The sequence below is a fragment of the Entomomonas asaccharolytica genome (assembly GCF_016653615.1).
In the GTDB taxonomy this organism is placed as follows: Bacteria; Pseudomonadota; Gammaproteobacteria; order Pseudomonadales; family Pseudomonadaceae; genus Entomomonas; species Entomomonas asaccharolytica.
In genome coordinates this window covers 3095501-3113865 of record NZ_CP067393.1, presented here as the reverse complement: position 1 = coordinate 3113865, position 18365 = coordinate 3095501, and the positions used below count along the sequence as shown (strand labels likewise).

Annotated in this window: 18 protein-coding genes; 11 read left to right on the top strand and 7 right to left on the bottom strand. The window is 36.5% G+C overall.

The genetic code is table 11. The features are described 5' to 3' along the window. Nucleotides 1–99 precede the first annotated feature (99 nt). The 6 genes from katE to JHT90_RS14575 all read left to right on the top strand — a co-directional run bounded on the left by katE (nucleotide 100) and on the right by JHT90_RS14575 (nucleotide 5616). Nucleotides 100–2313, top strand: a complete 2214-nt coding sequence (gene katE / locus JHT90_RS14600; RefSeq protein ID WP_407926495.1) for a catalase HPII — start codon at nucleotides 100–102, stop codon at nucleotides 2311–2313. Between the two features lie 140 nt (nucleotides 2314–2453). Continuing rightward, the gene (locus JHT90_RS14595; RefSeq protein WP_201092357.1) at nucleotides 2454–3089 is read left to right on the top strand and encodes a hypothetical protein; all 636 of its coding nucleotides are present in this window, start codon (nucleotides 2454–2456) and stop codon (nucleotides 3087–3089) included. Nucleotides 3090–3167: 78 nt separating this feature from the next. Beyond that, on the top strand, nucleotides 3168–3743 hold the full coding sequence (locus tag JHT90_RS14590) for a UbiX family flavin prenyltransferase (RefSeq protein ID WP_201092355.1): 576 nt from the start codon (nucleotides 3168–3170) through the stop codon (nucleotides 3741–3743). A gap of 45 nt (nucleotides 3744–3788) precedes the next feature. Beyond that, entirely contained in the window at nucleotides 3789–4439 is a 651-nt protein-coding gene (locus JHT90_RS14585; protein ID WP_201092353.1) for an NUDIX domain-containing protein, read from the top strand. Next, nucleotides 4430–4888 (top strand): DUF1249 domain-containing protein, encoded by a 459-nt coding sequence (locus JHT90_RS14580; RefSeq protein ID WP_201092352.1) that lies wholly within the window; start codon nucleotides 4430–4432, stop codon nucleotides 4886–4888. Before JHT90_RS14585 ends, JHT90_RS14580 begins: the two co-directional genes overlap by 10 nt. Further along, nucleotides 4885–5616, top strand: coding sequence for a hypothetical protein (locus tag JHT90_RS14575; RefSeq protein WP_201092351.1), 732 nt, complete (start codon nucleotides 4885–4887; stop codon nucleotides 5614–5616). Before JHT90_RS14580 ends, JHT90_RS14575 begins: the two co-directional genes overlap by 4 nt. A gap of 65 nt (nucleotides 5617–5681) precedes the next feature. On the opposite strand, the gene JHT90_RS14570 is transcribed toward JHT90_RS14575, so the two are convergent. Next, a complete protein-coding gene (locus JHT90_RS14570; RefSeq protein WP_201092350.1) occupies nucleotides 5682–6233 on the bottom strand; it encodes a GDSL-type esterase/lipase family protein in 552 nt (183 codons plus the stop codon). A 94-nt stretch (nucleotides 6234–6327) separates the two neighbouring features. Next, nucleotides 6328–7020, bottom strand: coding sequence for an aspartate/glutamate racemase family protein (locus JHT90_RS14565; protein WP_201092348.1), 693 nt, complete (start codon nucleotides 7018–7020; stop codon nucleotides 6328–6330). A gap of 499 nt (nucleotides 7021–7519) precedes the next feature. Between JHT90_RS14565 and JHT90_RS14560 the strand changes: the two genes are divergently transcribed. Beyond that, nucleotides 7520–8380, top strand: coding sequence for a GRP family sugar transporter (locus tag JHT90_RS14560; RefSeq protein WP_201092347.1), 861 nt, complete (start codon nucleotides 7520–7522; stop codon nucleotides 8378–8380). A gap of 54 nt (nucleotides 8381–8434) precedes the next feature. Here JHT90_RS14560 and JHT90_RS14555 read toward each other — a convergent pair whose 3' ends face one another. Together JHT90_RS14555 and JHT90_RS14550 are read right to left on the bottom strand one after the other, a co-directional pair. Further along, the gene (locus JHT90_RS14555; RefSeq protein WP_201092346.1) at nucleotides 8435–9034 is read right to left on the bottom strand and encodes a GNAT family N-acetyltransferase; all 600 of its coding nucleotides are present in this window, start codon (nucleotides 9032–9034) and stop codon (nucleotides 8435–8437) included. 72 nt (nucleotides 9035–9106) lie between these two features. Then, nucleotides 9107–9553 carry a phosphate-starvation-inducible protein PsiE gene (locus JHT90_RS14550; RefSeq protein WP_201092345.1) on the bottom strand — a complete coding sequence of 149 codons (447 nt, stop codon included), beginning with the start codon at nucleotides 9551–9553 and terminating at the stop codon, nucleotides 9107–9109. Nucleotides 9554–9705: 152 nt separating this feature from the next. On the opposite strand from JHT90_RS14550, the gene JHT90_RS14545 reads away from it, so the two are divergent. Further along, complete coding sequence (locus JHT90_RS14545) at nucleotides 9706–10647, top strand: ADP-ribosylglycohydrolase family protein (RefSeq protein WP_201092343.1); 942 nt, start codon at nucleotides 9706–9708, stop codon at nucleotides 10645–10647. Nucleotides 10648–10663: 16 nt separating this feature from the next. Continuing rightward, nucleotides 10664–11554, top strand: a complete 891-nt coding sequence (locus tag JHT90_RS14540) for a TraB/GumN family protein (RefSeq protein ID WP_201092341.1) — start codon at nucleotides 10664–10666, stop codon at nucleotides 11552–11554. 45 nt (nucleotides 11555–11599) lie between these two features. Here the strand turns inward: JHT90_RS14540 and eno are convergent, their stop codons facing one another. From eno to JHT90_RS14525, 3 genes are read right to left on the bottom strand one after another with little or no spacing between them, the layout of a single operon-like run. Beyond that, a complete protein-coding gene (eno, locus tag JHT90_RS14535; protein WP_201092340.1) occupies nucleotides 11600–12889 on the bottom strand; it encodes a phosphopyruvate hydratase in 1290 nt (429 codons plus the stop codon). Nucleotides 12890–12925: 36 nt separating this feature from the next. Beyond that, a complete protein-coding gene (kdsA, locus tag JHT90_RS14530; protein ID WP_201092338.1) occupies nucleotides 12926–13771 on the bottom strand; it encodes a 3-deoxy-8-phosphooctulonate synthase in 846 nt (281 codons plus the stop codon). Between the two features lies 1 nt (nucleotide 13772). Then, the gene (locus JHT90_RS14525) at nucleotides 13773–15404 is read right to left on the bottom strand and encodes a CTP synthase (protein ID WP_201092336.1); all 1632 of its coding nucleotides are present in this window, start codon (nucleotides 15402–15404) and stop codon (nucleotides 13773–13775) included. 335 nt (nucleotides 15405–15739) lie between these two features. Here JHT90_RS14525 and grpE point away from each other — a divergent pair, with 335 nt between their 5' ends. Next, nucleotides 15740–16282 (top strand): nucleotide exchange factor GrpE, encoded by a 543-nt coding sequence (gene grpE, locus JHT90_RS14520; protein ID WP_201092334.1) that lies wholly within the window; start codon nucleotides 15740–15742, stop codon nucleotides 16280–16282. 122 nt (nucleotides 16283–16404) lie between these two features. Further along, complete coding sequence (gene dnaK, locus JHT90_RS14515) at nucleotides 16405–18330, top strand: molecular chaperone DnaK (protein ID WP_201092331.1); 1926 nt, start codon at nucleotides 16405–16407, stop codon at nucleotides 18328–18330. The last annotated feature ends 35 nt before the right edge of the window (nucleotides 18331–18365 follow it).

Here is an 18365-nt window from a genome sequence, read left to right as displayed (position 1 = left end):
TTTAGTTAGTAGCAGAGCCTATTTGCTTGTAATAACGCAAAATAAATTGCAGTGATTATAAGGAGCAATACGATGAGTAAAAAGTCACATCAAGCACCTATGCCTGGTAAAGAAGCTGTCGCCCCCCATCTTAAAGACACAGCTCCTTCTGATGTATCGATTAAACCAACCCCCAAACCAACGCCACCTGGTCAAGAACCAACAGCACCTGGTTCATTAAAATTACCTAATAATACTACTGATAAAAGTAAAGACCTCGACAAAGTTCGTGTTAGTGGCGATCAACAACCATTAACTACCAATCTTGGGGCTAAAATTGCTGATAATCAAAATACATTGAAAGTGGGTAACCGCGGCCCTTCATTGTTAGAAGATTTTATCATGCAAGATAAAATGGGGCATTTTGATCGTGAACGTATTCCCGAACGTGTTGTGCACGCACGTGCAATAGGTGCTCATGGATTTTTTGAAGTATTTGAGTCATTAGAAAAATATACAAAAGCGGATTTTTTAACTAACACTAAAATAAAAACGCCTGTTTTTGTACGAATTTCTACGGTGCAAGGTAGCAGAGGTTCGTCAGATACTGTACGTGATATTCGTGGTTTCGCTACTAAGTTTTATACCCAAGAAGGTAACTATGATTTAGTGGGTAATGATACAGCGGTGTTCTTTATCCAAGATGCCATGAAATTCCCTGATTTTGTGCATGCTGTTAAACCTGAGCCACATAACGAAGTACCACAAGGACAAAGTGCCCATGATACGTTTTGGGATTATATTTCATTACAACCAGAAGCATTACATAATGTGATGTGGGCAATGTCAGACCGTGGTATACCTCGTAGTTTAAGTACTATTGAAGGCTTTGGTATTCATACCTATCGTTTAGTTAATGCAGAAGGTAAGAGTCATTTTGTAAGATTCCATTGGAAACCTAAATATGGCACAGCTTCTCTATTATGGGATGAAGCAAACGCTATTATGGGTAGAGATCCAGATTTCCATCGTAAAGATTTCTGGGAGCGAATTGAAGCAGGCCAATACCCTGAATTTGAGTTAGGTTTACAAATTATTCCAGAAGAAGATGAACATAAATTTGATTTTGATATTTTAGACCCAACAAAACTAATTCCAGAAGCGTTAGTACCTGTGAAAAAAGTAGGTAGAATGGTACTTAATCGCAACCCAGATAACTACTTTGCAGAAACAGAGCAAGTGGCTTTCTGCCCTGCTAATGTTGTGCCTGGTATTGATTTCTCTAATGACCCTTTATTACAAGGTCGTATTTTCTCTTATAGAGATACCCAATTACATCGTTTAGGTGGCGCTAATTTCCATCAAATACCTATTAATCGTCCAGTTTGTCCTTATCACAATCATCAGCGTGATGGTTTCCATCAATCTGAGGTGATTCAAGGTGCAAACTATGAGCCTAATTCAGTAAGTAATAACTGGCCAAGAGAAACACCTGCAGCTGCAAAAGGCGGTGGTTATGAGAGCTATCACGAGCGTATAGATGCGCAAAAAATTCGTGAGCGTAGTCCTTCTTTTACAGAATTCTATTCACATCCTCGTTTATTCTGGCTAAGCCAAACTAAAGTAGAACAAGATCATATTGTAGGCGCCTTTAGTTTTGAATTAGGTAAAGTAGCGAGAAGATATATTAGAGAACGCATTGTTGATTTATTAGCACATGTTGATCATGAGCTAGCTAAACGTGTTGGCGCGAATTTAAGCATTGAGTTAACTCCAGAACAATTGAAATATCCTGTGCCTAAGGCAGTAAATGGGTTAGAGAAAGATCCAGCCCTTAGTCTTTATGCCAATAAAGAACGTCCAGTGGCAGCAAGTAAAGTGGCGATATTGGTAGCAGATGGCGTATGTGGTACTTCTGTTGGCAAGATAAAAGATGCACTTACCAAGGCGGGTGTCTTTAGTGTGGTATTAGCTCCTCGCTCAGGTATGGTAAAAACGCGCGAAGGTGAACAGTTGATGGTTGACGATATTATTGGTGGTATGCCATCAGTATTAGTTGATGCAGTATTAATACCTACTGGTAATGAGAATGTTGCTACCTTGGCTGCTAATGGTGATGCTAAGCACTATCTATTACAAGCCTTTAAACATTTAAAAGCCATTGCCTTACAAGAGGATGCAAAAGAAGTATTTGATGCTGCTTCTGATTTAGTAGAGGATGCAGGTGTGCTATTAAATGACGATCCTAAGAAATTAGTAGCTAGCTTGTTAGAAGTAATGAAACAACACAGAGTTTGGGAAAGAGAGGCAAATATAGCTTCTATTCCTGCCTAAATTGTAGTCTACTCCTTTGGGCTATACAGTAAAATGTATGGCCTTTTTTTTACATAATTCATTATAAATTAATTGCTAATCATGGGGTCATCGTTAATACTTATCACCTAGTAATCTATTAATAACGGTAAGTGGCTAGCATGACGCAACTAAACAAGCAAAATAACGCCTTTCAAACTATTGCAGAAAGCCTTTTGGGTAGAGCTTTAACAGCCCAAGATGGAATTGAGCAAAGTATATTAGATCAAACAGAGCAAAGACTAGGGCAAGCTTTACCCGTGGAGCTAACAAGCCTCTATCAAACAGTGGGTAAAGTGCCTCAATTTATGAGTGCTTTTCAGTTGTTTGCTTTGCCAGAACAATTACATATTAAAGATAATTTATTGGTCTTTTTAGAAGAAAATCAAGGTGTGTGCTATTGGGGTGTTGATCAGCAAGGCAAAGTTTTTCAGTGTGATGAAGATGGCTCTAGTTATGATTTAGAATTTGATTTACAGTCATTTTTAGCGTTGATGCTTTACTATCAAGTGGCACAAGGTGCAGAGTATAGCTATTGCTCTAATCTATTAGATCAAGAGTTAGCCGAACTTTATAAAGAAGATGGTTGGCAGCAAGTTGGTAATTATGATGATTTGGTTATTAATCAGTTAAACAATTATTTAATCTGGTATTTTAAAGATGAAGATAATAACGTTTTAGATGATATGGTGTATTTTGTAAGCTTAGTAGAAATACCTGAACAAATCATTGTTAAATACGTGTTAGAAGAAATATAGAGGTTAATAGTTAAGCATTGGGTTGAAAAAAGCTTTTAACAACCCATTATGCTAAAAGATAGCGAATAAAGGTTTGGTATGACAAAGCAGCGAATTATAGTGGGAATAACAGGTGCAACAGGTTTTGTGTATGGTGTGCATGCCCTCAAACTATTAAAAAAATTAAATGTAGAAAGTCATTTAGTGATTACCAAACCTGCTGAGTTAACCCGCGAATATGAAACAGATTTTAGCAGAGAGGAAGTAAGGGATTTAGCTGATGTTAATTATGCGATTAATGATATAGGCTCTGCTATTTCTAGCGGTTCTTTTAAAACAGTAGGAATGTTAATTGCTCCTTGTTCTGTAAGAACGTTGGGAGAGATTGCTAGTTGTGTTTCTTCTAATTTATTAACGCGGGCTGCTGATGTGGTATTAAAAGAGCGACGTAGACTGGTGTTAATGCTAAGGGAAACACCATTACATACAGGTCATATTAAGCAAATGTTAGCAGTTAGTGAAATGGGGGGAATAGTAATGCCGCCTGTACCTGCTTTTTATGATAAACCTAAATCATTAGATGATATGGTGCACCACTCAGTCGTAAGAGCTTTGGATTTATTTGGCTTAGAGGTGGCTGATTTCCCACGCTGGGGCGAAGATATTAAACCTTAGAGTATGACTATAATTATTAAATAACTGCTGAGATTACTTGAAAAAATGACTAAACCTTTTGATCCTATTATTGATTTAAAAAAAACAACAGCACTAGATAGTGGCGCGGTAGAGATTCTTAAACGCGAAAATTGTTTCAGTGGTTTTTATAAATTAGATCGTCTTAAAATACGTCATAAACTTTTTTCTGGTGAAGAGGGCCCTATTCTTTCTAGAGAATTATTTGTGCGCCCTGATGCAGTTTGTATGCTGCCTTATGATCCTGTGCTAGATAAAGTCATATTTGTTGAGCAAATGAGGGTGGGTGCTGTTGAAAAAAGTGCTAACCCTTGGATGTTAGAGCTCGTTGCAGGTTTGATCGATAAAGAAGGTGAAGACCCTGAGAATGTAGCTTATCGAGAAGCAATTGAAGAAGCTAATTTAGAAATTAAAGAACTACTTCCCATCACTCGTTACTATCCATCTGTGGGCGGCAGTAATGAATATATTTACTTATATTTAGGTATTTGTGATAGTAGCAAAGCGGGTGGTGTTCATGGTCTTAAAGATGAGGGTGAAGATATTCGTACCCATGTATGGGATTTTAAAGAAGCGGTAAAAAATTTAAATAAAGGATTAATTCAAAATGCAGCAGGTATTATTGCATTGCAGTGGTTAATTATTAATAGAAGTAAGGTTCGTAAACAATGGTTGTAACTCAGAAAGAACATTATGCTGTTGATCTTTCAGCGCTTCAAGCTATTTATGAGCGTAATTATGCAGCTTTAATGCGGTTGCTGCCGAACATGCGCGAAACAGGATATAGCCGTTGTATTGCTTTTACAGCAGATCAAAAAATAGCCACACATTTAACCTTTACAGTGCTTGAAAATAGTCCTTATACTTCTTATATCCTATTAAAACAAGATAGCTTGTTAGATTGGATGGTTGCTCCTCAGCTGTATATTCGTTGTTATCATGATGCACAATTAGCAGAAGTCACCTTTGCTCAAAATACCCGTAGTTTCAGAGGGGTGTATGCTTATCCCAATAAAGCAATGCATCAGCCTGATGAAAAAAGACAACTTAATCAGTTTTTAGAGGAGTGGTTAATTCGTTGTTTATCCTCTGGTTATGAAGTGGTTAATATAGAATTAAATAAATGAATAATCTGATTTATGGTTTTGTCTTTACTGCAAGTGATGAGCAGGGCGCACTTAAGCAACAGCATATAGGGCAAACAGTAACTAATCAAATTACACCATGGATTGTTCATTATGATGTGGCTACAATTTATGTTAAACAATGGCCTGTTGATTTATGGTTTGTTGAAATAATAGAGGGTTTAGAGAGTAGCCAATTAAATGAAGACAGTGATTATATAGCTGCAACTACTATTAGACCCTTAAAACAACTCCCATGCTCATTGTTGTTTGGCCCTAAGGGCGAAAAAGTTTGTCAGTTATTGGATAATATCTGTCAGATTACACTACCACAAATAAACCAATTAGCAGCCTTAGCAAATCCAATCAGTACAGAAGCTTATGGCAATGTATGGAATACATGGTTAAGTAAAACCAGTAATTCAACCATGCACCAAGATGCAGATCATTCAGGAACATTAGCCATTGGTGAAGGTGAAAATGCATCCCCTATTTATAATGGTTTTTTAACAATCAATGATTTAGTGCATAAAAAAGCAAAAGAGTTGGTAGGTGATGCAGCCTTTATTAAGCTAGCAGGCTATGGCGATGAGGTATATCTAGCTACTGAGTGGAGTAAAGCCTGTAGCGTATTATTACAAACAGCGATGGGGTTGGGGGCAGAGCAATATGTAAGTAGTAAAGATTTACCTTTATTGCTGTTAGGTTGGAAAGCGCTAAATAATAATTAAATATAGTTTGTTGACGGATAATTTATAACACTCTCTATTGAGGTATTAAAGAGTGTTATATGGCTTTACAATAAGCCACCATAATTCATTGCTTGCCCTACATAATAAGACCAACCCATATAGCCAAAATTATTAAGATGAACATTATCAAAACGCCACATGGAATCAGACTCATATAGTGCTAGACCACCTGTTTGTACATAGATACCTAATTGTTGGCCAATTTCAGCATACATAGGGTGATCAACAGCTACAGTAATAGGTACACCATTAAACCAATTGGGTACTCCTAATAATAAGTTTCTTGCACCAAATTGCGAAACCTTATTACAAATAGAGATAATATTGGATTTCGTTACAGCAGGGTTAGTGTTAAGTAACATATCATTAGTACCGATACAGGTAATAACAAGATAGGGTTGATATGTTCTGAGTAGTCCATCAATACGATTTAGTGCGCCGATAGAGGTATCACCTATAACACCTGCATTAATAATGTTATAACTACCAAAGCTCTTTAGAACTTCTTTTAAATGGCTTGGGTATGTAAATTTTGTTTCTGTACTGCCATAACCTTTAGTTAAAGAATCTCCTAAACATAAAATAGTTTTAGTCATTGTAATCTCCTGATTGTTATTTGGAGCTTACAATTTATTGAAGGGATCGGTTATTTTCTTTTTGTTCGAACAACAATAGAAGATTTTCAAACAGCTAGCTTAAAGCCAATTTAACCGCTTTTTCAGCATGAATAGAGGTTGTATCGAATAAAGGTATTTGAGTGTCTTGTTGTTTTATTAACATGCCAATTTCGGTACAGCCTAAAATAATAGCTTCAGCCCCTTCTTTAACTAATTTATCAATAATAGTTAAATAAGTTTGTTTGGATTCAGGCTTAATACTCCCTACACAAAGTTCATGAAAAATAATTTGGTGTACTTGTTGGCGTTCATGCTCATTTGGCGTAATAACCGTTAGGCCATATTTATCTGCTAAACGTCCTTTATAGAAATCTTTTTCCATAGTAAAAGCAGTACCTAATAATCCAACCGTTTTTATATTTTTTGCTATTAGCGCTTCGCCTGTTGCATCAGCAATATGAATAAGTGGTATCTTTATATTCTGCTGAATTTGTTCTGCCACAATATGCATAGTATTAGTACAAATAACTAGAAAATCAGCGCCTGCTTTTTCAATGTTAAGTGCTACTTCTGTTAGGTATTGAGCTGCTTGTTGCCAATTACCTTGTTGTTGTAATAGTTCAATTTCAGCAAAGTCTACACTGTATAAAGCGATTTTAGCTGAATGCAGGCCGCCTAATTGTTGTTTAACTAATGTATTAATAAGTCGATAGTAATTTGTAGTACTTTCCCAACTCATACCACCTATTAAGCCTATGGTTTTCATAAATTTATCTTTTAATCGCGTCTGAAAGAATGATGAAAAGATAATAAATGTTTTTAATTAATTTTTGTAAAAAAGTTATTTGAAAAATTAATTTTATTAGACGTTTAGTTAATTATAAAAATTATTTTGACTGTATTATCTTATTGAATTTTATAAGACTTTTGGCCAGATAAGGAGTCTTTTTTTACTGACTGCATTATACTTTATAAATCATTAAATTTTATTAATTTATGGTTAGTTATAGATAGAAATTTTAAAGGTAGATTACTGACAATCACTGATACTCTTCTTATAAAGAGATATTAGTAAGATAGTCCCGTTTAAAAAGACGATTCCAATGCAGTATGTAATTGAATCAGATGTAGTAGTTAGTGTAACCGCACAGTTAGCATTTGCACGATCTTTATATATGAAAATCATTACATTATTGGTAGTAAGTAATACAACTTTTTATCATTTTTCCAATAGAAATGGTCAATTCATTATTAAAGGTGAATAGATGAATAATATATTGATTGCACTTATACCTGCTGTATTTTGGGGGCTCGTTCCGCTCATAGTAAGTAAAATGGGTGGTAAACCAACCAATCAAATTCTTGGTACAACCATAGGAGCACTTATAGTTGCGATAGGGGTATATGTAGTAGTACAACCTTCTATGGCACAAAGTGTGTTAATTGGTGGTTTTCTATCAGGTTTAGCTTGGTCTTTTGGTCAATTTTACCAATACTCTGCTTTTACGAAAATTGGCGTTTCTAAAGCGATGCCAATTTCTACTGGCTTACAAATAGTTTCTGCTTCATTATTTGGAGTAATTTTTTTCAAAGAATGGGCAGGCACCACTGTAAAAATAATAGGTGCTAGCGCTATTTTAATTATTATTATTGGTATCTTTTTAACTGCTTATAAAAAGGATAAAGACGAAGAAAGCAGTAAAAATATGGTGTCTGGTCTTATTATCTTATTAGTATCTACCATTGGTTATTTGGGCTACGCAGTGTTACCACGTGTATTTGATATTGAAGGATGGTCTGGCTTTTTACCACAGGCATTGGGTATGGTATTAATGGCATGTATTTTATCAATCAAAGATTTGAAGACAGTAATTACTGAAAAGACTACATGGAAAAATTTGCTAACGGGTTTCGCTTTTGCTATTGCAGCTATTGCTTATCTTATTTCTGCTAGTAGAAATGGTGTTGCTACAGGGTTCACTTTATCGCAGATGAGTGTTGTTATCTCAACTTTAGGTGGTATCTTTTTATTACATGAACATAAGCATGGTAGAGAGTTAGTAGCAACAATTATGGGCTTAGCGTTAATAGTCGCTGGCGGTATTATGATTGGTATGATGAAATAAGTTATATACTTATTTGTTAGTATTATTACCGTAGCTAAAAGCTTTTTAATATATTTATGATTTATTAGTAAGACAGGGTATTTGAGGTGCTGCCGTTTTGGGCAGCACTCCTGTCAAACGTGGGTCAGCCATTACTTCAATTTGGCGAGAGATAGGGATAAAGCCTGAACGTTGATAGAAACTTAATGCATTGGGATGATCTAGGGTACAAGTGTGAACCCAAAAGCGATTTATTGGGCGTGACCAAGCAAGTTCTAATGCGCGACTCATCAACCATCTTCCAGCCCCTGTTCCTATAAGCTCTGAGGAAATACCAAAGAATGCTAGTTCACATTCATTGTTGATGCGGAAGTCTAATTCTAAAAGTCCTGTACCGCTAGGTGTAATTAGGACATATACTTCTACCTTAGGGTCGTTGATAATTTCTGAGAGAGTAGCATCTGCCATAAGCAGTCTTGAGCTCCATAACCATTCCTCACCTATACGACGATATAGCGCTTGGTAACTCTTTAAATCAGGTTGTAGCCAATGTTCTAACTTCCACTCTGAGATATTTTGTTCAGTACGCAAGGGTGGTGGGGATTTCATTTCTAACGTTGTTACTACTGCAGCAATAGTACCAGCAGCAAGATTATGGTAGCCAATGTTTAACATAATGACAGAATTAACATATTTAAGTAGATAAACTAAGCTTACTAAATGAAGTATAAGTAATCAATGTTATTATTATCTGCTTTCATCTTCTTCTTTTACATGGAAACGAGAAGAAGCAATTCGCACAATTAGCACCGCAATTGCCAATAATAAAATAGCGCCACAGACTTGAATAATTCCCCAGTTAGGTTGATGATTATGGGATATATGAGAAATCAATAAACGGGTTAATGCAGTAATAGAAACATAGATAAGAAAGCGGACAGGCATTCTTTTTGTCTTAAAATAAATACCCACCATGGCACCTAATTCAAGGTAAATAAACAGCATTAAAATACCATCAATTAGGGGTTTTTTATTGGCAAATATCCCTAAAAATTCTTGTAATGCAGCCCAAGCAATAATGGCGCCTACAGCAAATAGCGCAAGATAATGAAAAACTTCAACGAAGAGATTACCTAAAGAATCAGCATTGTTATTAAATTTTTCTCTAAATTGATCAATTTTGTTTTTTGACATTTCTAATCACTTACAACGTATTATTTTATAAATAAACAGCAATATTTATACCATTCAATTTATCTTAATATAGCAATTAATGATGACAGTTTTATGACAGATAAATTAGAATCTTGGAATCAATAAGAGATGGGATAGTTAGGGTGTTAATTATGGATGGTCAAGTTTCTTATCGGGATAGAATAACAGGTGGTTTATTGGGCTTATTAATTGGTGATGCTTTAGGAGTACCTTATGAGTTTCACTCCCCAGATGAAATACCCTCATTGGATAAGATAAATTATTCTCCACCAATAGGATTTAATCGTGCGCATCAAGAAATATTGCCTGCTACATGGTCAGATGATGGTGCACAGGCATTATGTTTATTGGCTTCGTTACTTCATTGTGGGCAATTGGATTTAAGGGATTTTGCTAATCGATTAATTAATTGGTATGAACATGGATATATGGCTGTTGATAATTTAGTCTATGATGTAGGTATTGCAACTGGACAGGCTATTTGTAGACTAAAGCAAGGAGTTGTACCAAATTTAGCAGGGGCTAGTGATGAGTTTAGTAATGGTAATGGTGCGTTAATGCGAGTATTACCTCTTGCTTTATGGCATAAAGGCACGGATGAGCAGCTAGTTAGAGATGCTCAACAACAATCATTAGTTACTCATGGTCATTTGCGTTCACAGTTATGCTGTGCTTTATATTGTTTAGTGGCTCGCTATGTTTTAAATGACGATGATAATTCTTGGCAGAAAGCAGTGGATTTTTTACGTGTGTTTTATGAAGATAATGAAGAAGCCCTTCAGGAGTTGGAGTTTCATATCTGTCCTGATGATGATATTCCTGCAACGGGTAGTGGTTATGTGGTTGACTCATTGCGAGCAGTTAAAGTTGTATTAGCTATTCCCTCTTATCAAAAAGCGGTTCGTTACGCCATTTCTTTGGGGAATGATACCGATACAACAGCTTGTATTGTGGGTGGAATTATTGGGTTGCGAGATAGTATTAGTAGTATTCCTCAAAATTGGATAGATGAATTAAGGGGACAAGAGTTGTATCAACCGCTATTAGAACAATTAATCACTACTATCAAATAAGAGGGAATGGAGTTTTATGATAGAGAAATTATTAATTAAAAAGCACAGAATAAGTCTCAGCTTTATATTATTGTTAAGTTGTTTCGCTACTTTAGTAAATGCAGAACATGGCATTTGGGTAGCTAAAAAAGGTGAACAACAAATTACTATTGTTGCGATTACTACTTTTATTAAGCCTGCACAATGGCCATTACCAGCTCCTTATCAAAAAATACTTAACGAAGCTGAACAGGTAGTTTTTCAAACTGTACCAGATGGGCTTATCGCGGATATTAATAACTGGTTCGTAGCTAATCTAATGATACTACCTGAGACAGAGTCTTTGAAAGATAAAGTGTCAGCAGATATTTGGCAGCAGTTATTGACTTATCAAGATAAAAATGCCTTATTTACTGAAAATGTTTTAAAAACTTTGTCACCTATGTCTGTATGTGTTCTTTTAAATATTATAGAGTCAGGAGAGTTAGGTTATAGTTTTAGAATACAAGAAGCTTTGTATAATGAAGCTAAACAAAAAGATAAGATTATTCTCTCGTTAAGTGAGCTTTTTGAGGACAGAGAACTTTTCATAGCAGTTGATAGAACAGATACTAATCAGTATATTAAAGCTTGTTTGAGCGATAATAAAAATGAAAATCCTACAGCTGATGAATATAACGAAACAGTTTATAAAGGTGATTTAGACCAAATAAATGAATGGGATAAGAAAAGTGGTTTTAGCAAATTAAGTAAAGTGAAAGAGGTGATAGATCAGAAAAAAGTTATTTATGCTATAAGCATAGATGAACTTAGTAGAAAGAAAGAAAAAACATTAGTTTATATTAACGTTGTTGGTTTGATAGGAGAAAAAGGATTGCTGAGTTTATTACAAGAAAAAGGCTATCAGATTAGTAAATATCAAGAATAATAATTAGCTTAATGCAGGCATTGCGCCTGCATTAAATAAGAAAATTTATTTAGTAAATTCTTTACGACCATTATAAGGTGCTTTATCACCTAATTTTTCTTCAATACGAAGTAGTTGATTATATTTAGCTATACGATCGCTACGGCAAAGAGAACCCGTTTTAATTTGACCTGCTGCAGTACCTACGGCTAAATCAGCAATAGTAGCATCTTCCGTTTCACCACTACGGTGAGAGATAACCGCTGTATAACCTGCTTTTTTAGCCATTTTAATAGCAGCTAACGTTTCAGTTAATGAGCCAATTTGGTTGAATTTGATAAGGATGGAGTTGGCAATTCCTTTTTCAATCCCTTCTTGTAAAATTTTGGTATTGGTTACAAAAAGATCATCACCTACTAGTTGAGTTTTCTTACCAATTTTATCTGTTAATACTTTCCAACCGTCCCAATCAGATTCATCCATACCATCTTCAATAGAGATAATAGGGTACATATTGGTTAAGTTATCTAAATAGTCAGCAAATTCAGCAGAGGTAAAAGATTTTCCTTCGCCTGCTAAAACATATTTGCCTTCTTTATAAAATTCACTAGAAGCACAATCTAAAGCTAGCGTAACATCATCACCTAGTTTATAACCTGCTTTCGCTACAGCAGCAACGATAGCTGATAATGCAGCTTCGTTAGATGAAAAATCAGGTGCAAAACCACCTTCATCGCCTACGGCAGTACTTAATTTACGCTCTTTTAAAATAGCTTTTAAATGGTGGAATATTTCAGTACCCATCCGTAATGCTTCTGCAAAAGTTGGGGCACCTACTGGCTGAATCATAAATTCTTGAATATCCACATTATTATCAGCATGTTCGCCACCATTAATGATGTTCATCATTGGCACAGGCATACTGTATTGTCTAGGTGTACCATTTAGATTGGAGATATGCTCATACAGAGGAATGCCTTGTGTTTGAGCGGCAGCTTTGGCATTAGCTAAGGAGACTGCTAAGATTGCGTTGGCACCTAAATTTTCTTTATTGTCCGTGCCATCTAAATCAATCATGATTTGATCAAGGTCTGCTTGGGCTACAGGATCTTTCCCTAGTAAAGCATCGCGGATAGGACCATTAATATTAGCCACTGCTTTTAGTACGCCTTTACCTAAATAACGAGCTTTATCACCATCACGCAGTTCTAGTGCTTCACGTGAGCCAGTAGAGGCTCCAGATGGTGAGCAGGCGCGGCCTAAAATACCATTGTCAAGGATAACGTCTGCTTCAACCGTTGGGTTACCACGAGAATCTAAAACTTCACGACCTTTAATATCAACAATTTTTGCCATTGTTATTGTTACTCCAATATACAGCCTTGTAGGCCATTAAGCAGTTTGTACAGGAGGGAATGATTTAATTAAATCATCCAGTTGTTTAAGTTGGCTTAGGAAAGGCTCCAACTTGTCCAGAGGTAATGCACAGGGTCCATCACATTTAGCATGGTCAGGATCAGGATGTGCCTCTAAGAATAAACCAGCAAGACCTTGGCTAAGCCCTGCTTTGGCTAAATCAGTCACTTGTGCTCGACGGCCACCTGCAGAGTCAGCGCGGCCACCTGGCATTTGTAAAGCATGGGTTACATCAAAAAATACAGGATATTCAAATTGCTTCATTATGCCAAAGCCAAGCATATCAACCACTAAGTTGTTATAACCAAAACAGCTACCACGTTCACATAGAATTAATTGATCGTTGCCTGCTTCTACACATTTGTTAAGAATATGCTTCATTTCATGAGGCGCTAAAAACTGGGCTTTTTTGATATTAATAACTGCCCCTGTTTTTGCCATCTCTATTACTAAATCAGTTTGTCGAGAAAGAAAAGCAGGTAGTTGGATAATTTCACATACTTCTGCAACAGGTGCCGCTTGATAAGGCTCATGAACATCAGTAATAACAGGTACATCAAAGGCTTTTTTTACTTCTTCAAAGATTTTTAAGCCTTCATCTAAACCTGGGCCTCTAAATGAATTAATAGAGGAGCGATTGGCCTTATCGAAGCTCGCTTTAAAAACGTAAGGAATACCTAATTTATCAGTGACTTTTTTATAATGTTCGCAAATCTGTAAAGCTAAATCGCGAGATTCAAGCACATTCATACCACCAAAAAGCACAAAAGGCTTGTTATTGGCAATCTCTATATTTTTTACACGAATTGTTTTCTGGTTCATATTAACCTTTTAACTCATGTTGTTTGATGGCAGCTTTCACAAAACCACTAAATAATGGATGTCCATCCCGTGGGGTAGAGGTAAACTCTGGATGGAACTGGCAAGCTACAAACCAAGGATGATCAGGGGCTTCAACAACTTCCACCAATGCCCCATCTTCTGAACGACCTGTTACTTTTAGCCCAGCTTTAATCAATTGCGGAAGAAGGTTGTTATTAACCTCATAACGATGGCGGTGGCGTTCTCTAATAATATCTTTTTGATAACAATTGTGAACTTGTGAAGGGCTCTCTAATTTGCAATTCTGTGCGCCTAAACGCATGGTTCCGCCTAGATCAGAGGCTTCATTGCGTATTTCTGTAGCACCTGTTGCGTCTTGCCATTCGGTGATTAACCCAACTACAGGATAAGGGGTATTTTTATCAAATTCGGTAGAGTTGGCTTTTTCCATACCAACGATATGGCGTGCAAACTCAATAACAGCTACTTGCATACCTAAACAAATGCCTAGGTAAGGTATTTTATTTTCACGGGCATATTGTACGGTGCTAATTTTTCCTTCTACACCACGTAAACCAAAGCCACCAGGTACTAAGATAGCATCTACATCAGCTAATAACTCGGTGCCTTTTTCTTCAATATCTTCTGAATCAATATAACGTAGATTTACTTTGGTACGGTTTTCAATACCTGAATGAGTTAATGCTTCAATTAATGATTTATAAGCATCCAGTAACTCCATATATTTGCCTACCATGGCAATAGTAACTTCTTTTTCTGGATTTAGTTTAGCATCAACGACACGATCCCATTCTGATAGATCAGCAGTATTACAGTCTAAATCAAAGCGTTCCGCCACGAAGTCGTCTAAACCTTGTGCATGAAGCATAGAAGGAATGCGATAAATAGTATTAGCATCTTCTAAAGAAATAACAGCACGTTCTTCTACGTTGGTAAATAGAGCAATTTTACGACGTGAAGCTAAATCTATTGGGTGATCTGAGCGACAAATTAAAATATCTGGTTGTAAACCGATAGAGCGTAATTCTTTTACCGAGTGCTGAGTGGGCTTAGTTTTAGTTTCGCCTGCGGTAGCTATATAAGGTACTAGGGTAAGGTGCATTAACATGGCACGTTTAGCACCCACTTCTACACGTAACTGACGAATAGCTTCTAAAAAAGGTTGTGATTCAATATCACCTACTGTACCGCCAATTTCCACCATGGCGATATCAGCATCACCTGCACCTTTAATAATACGGTGTTTAATTTCATCCGTAATATGAGGGATAACTTGAATAGTGGCACCTAAATAATCACCACGACGCTCTTTACGCAATACATCGGCATAAACACGACCTGTCGTAAAGTTATTATTTTGAGTCATGGTTGTACGTACAAAACGTTCGTAATGACCAAGATCGAGGTCCGTTTCAGCGCCATCATCTGTAACAAACACTTCCCCATGTTGGAAAGGGCTCATTGTGCCAGGATCGACGTTAATATATGGATCAAGTTTGAGAAGAGTAACTTTGAGGCCGCGTGCCTCTAAAATAGCTGCTAAAGAAGCAGAGGCGATACCTTTACCTAATGAAGAAACAACACCGCCTGTGACGAAGATATAACGCGTCATGAGAATTCCCAGCATTAATATGGGTAATTTAGTTAACCCAAAATAGCAATGAAAAAGCTAAAAATTAATGTATTTCAATAGCATACAAAAATTAATATGAAATTTTTTATTCATATCGCTTTAAATTAAAGACGGGATAATAGTCTACCCTAATGTTGTTTAGGCGTCCATTGATCTTGTAGAAGTTTAAAATTTTTATTGAAAATAATAGCTGTGTGTCAAAAAGTAAAAATACCAGTAAGGCCTCTTGAAAATTATAAAAGTTACCCCATATAGAGTACAAATAAGAGGCTTAGTTTATGTTAAGTATCTACAAGTTTTAGAAGGAGAAACTAATGACTGATGAGCAAAAGCAAGAGTCTGAATTACCAGAGCAAGAAAACGGACAAGAACAACACATGTCACAGGACGATGCAGTAAGTAATCGTATTGCTGAGTTAGAAGAGCAATTAGCAGAAGCTAAAGATCAGGCACTGCGCGCTGTAGCAGAAATGCAAAATATGCGTCGCCGTGCTGAGCAGGATGTTGAGAAAGCGCACAAATTCGCTTTGGAAAAATTTTCTTTAGCATTGTTACCTGTATTGGATAGTTTGGAGCGTGGTATTGAAGTTTCAACAGGCGATCATGAGTCAGTAGTAGCTATTCGTGAAGGTATGGAGTTAACGCTTAAAGTGTTTAAAGATACCTTAAAGCAATTTCAAATTGAGGAAGTTAACCCTGAGGGTGAACCGTTTAATCCTGAGACTCAGCAAGCAATGGCTATGGAGCCAAGTGCAAATGTAGAGCCAAATACTGTGCTAAAAGTATTTCAAAAAGGTTATCTGTTAAATGGAAGGTTATTACGCCCTGCAATGGTAGTGGTAAGTAAAGCACCCTAAAAAAAGTAACTAAAGGGCTTGAAATTTTATAAAAAGCCCTTATCTATCTAACAAGTTCAGTTTTGAACGCTGATTAATTGAAACGAAATTGGCGTTAAATCAAAGTTTCAGGAGAAGTATAAATGGGTAAAATTATTGGTATTGACTTAGGAACAACGAATTCCTGTGTGTCTGTATTAGAAAATGGTACATCAAAGGTTATTGAGAACGCAGAGGGTGCGCGTACTACGCCTTCTATTATTGCTTATACAAATGATGGTGAAATCTTAGTAGGTCAATCTGCTAAACGTCAGGCAGTAACTAATCCTCATAATACTTTATTTGCGGTAAAACGTTTAATTGGCCGTAAGTTTGATGAAGATGTGGTACAAAAAGATATTAAATTAGTGCCTTATAAAATCGTTAAAGCAGACAATGGTGATGCTTGGGTTGAGGTAAATGGTCAGAAAATGGCGCCTCCTCAAATTTCAGCAGAAGTTTTAAAGAAAATGAAAAAAACAGCTGAAGATTATTTAGGCGAGCCTGTAACTGAAGCTGTGATCACTGTACCTGCTTATTTTAATGATAGCCAACGTCAAGCAACAAAAGATGCTGGTAAAATTGCTGGTTTAGATGTTAAGCGTATTATCAACGAGCCAACAGCGGCGGCACTTGCTTATGGTATGGATAAATCAAAAGGTGACCATACTATTATCGTTTATGACTTAGGTGGTGGTACTTTTGACGTTTCTGTTATTGAAATCGCTGAAGTAGATGGCGAACACCAATTTGAAGTATTAGCAACTAATGGTGATACCTTCTTAGGTGGTGAAGACTTTGATATCCGTTTAATCGATTATTTAGCAGATGAGTTTAAGAAAGAAAATGGCATGGATCTTAAAGGTGATCCACTAGCAATGCAGCGTTTAAAAGAAGCGGCTGAAAAAGCTAAGATTGAACTTTCTTCTAGCCAACAAACCGATGTTAACTTACCTTATATAACTGCTGACCAAACAGGTCCTAAGCACTTGAATGTAAAAGTAACCCGTGCAAAATTAGAAGCATTGGTTGAAGATTTAGTAGCCCGTACTATTGAGCCATGTAAGATTGCTTTAAAAGACGCAGGTCTTGATGCAAGCAAAATTGATGAGGTGATTTTAGTAGGTGGTCAAACTCGTATGCCTTTAGTACAACAAAAGGTAACTGAGTTCTTTAATAAAGAGCCACGTCGTGATGTCAATCCTGATGAAGCAGTAGCAATGGGTGCTGCTATTCAAGGTGCGGTATTAGCAGGTGATGTAAAAGATGTATTGTTATTGGACGTTACACCATTAACCTTAGGTATTGAAACTATGGGTGGCGTAATGACTCCGCTAATTGATAAAAACACCACGATTCCTACTAAGAAATCGCAAGTGTTTTCAACCGCAGATGATAACCAAAATGCAGTAACTATCCATGTGTTACAAGGTGAGCGTAAGCAAGCAGCACAAAACAAGACTTTAGGTAAGTTTGATCTGGCTGATATTCCACCAGCTCCACGTGGTGTACCACAAATTGAAGTAACGTTTGATATTGATGCAAACGGTATCTTAAATGTTTCAGCAAAAGATAAGGCTACTGGTAAACAACAATCTATCGTGATTAAGGCTAACTCTGGTCTTTCTGATGAAGAGATTGAAAAAATGGTACGTGATGCGGAAGCGAATGCTGAAGAAGATCGTAAGTTTGAAGAGTTAGTATCTGCACGTAACTTAGGTGATCAAACAGCTCATGCTGCACGTAAGATGATTACTGATTTAGGTGAAAAGGTAACAGCTGATGAAAAAACATCTTTAGAAAAAGCAATTGCTGATGTTGAAGAAGCAGTTAAAGCAGATAATAAAGATGAGATTGAAGCTAAAGTTAAGCTATTAAACGACTTAATGATGCCAATCACCCAACGAGCTTATGCAGATCAAGCTCAAGGACAAGCTCAGGATGCTGGCGCAGGCGCTGAACAAAGTAAGCAAGGCGATGATGTATTAGATGCTGAGTTTGAAGAAGTAAAAGATAATAAAGACAAATAACCTAGGGTTGGTCTTTATGTTGAAATAGCAAACGC